Annotated in this window: 1 protein-coding gene; it reads left to right on the top strand. The window is 72.4% G+C overall.

Annotated elements, in window-relative coordinates; all coding sequences use genetic code 11:
• The coding region (locus AC1DYG_RS19705; protein WP_477641543.1) for a suppressor of fused domain protein at positions 1-456 on the top strand (456 nt) is incomplete at both ends.

Below are 456 nucleotides of genomic sequence, written 5' to 3'. Positions count from 1 at the left end.
GACCTTCCTCGGGCTCGAACCCCTCGAGGTGCTCCGCTTCGGTCCCGACGACGACGACCTGGTGCGCTACGTCTCGCTGGGCTGTTCCCGGCACCCGATGGGCGATCCCAGCGACCTGATCGCGGACCCCGTGCGGGGACCGCGCGCCGAACTGGTGCTCACCCTGCGGGGCGGCGCCGGTGTGGCCTCGGGCGTGCATCGCACGCTCGCGGTACTGGCCGCGGCGCCGGCGGTGGAGGGCGTCGTCCTGACCGTCGACGGTCTGCTCGACGTCGGTGAGCAGCTCTGGAAGGATGCGCCCTTCACTGCAATGTTGTTGGGGGAGAGCGGCATCGGTGAACTTGCACTGCCCGAGCCGGCCGACCCGGTGCGGTTCTTCGATGCCGTCCCGATCACCGGCACCGAGGCCGCGTGGGTGCGACTGCGAGGGGCCGCGGCGCTGCGCGAGGCGTGGGC

Source organism: Pedococcus sp. P1_H8, assembly GCF_056405175.1.
This window is presented reverse-complemented; position numbering and strand designations above follow the sequence as displayed.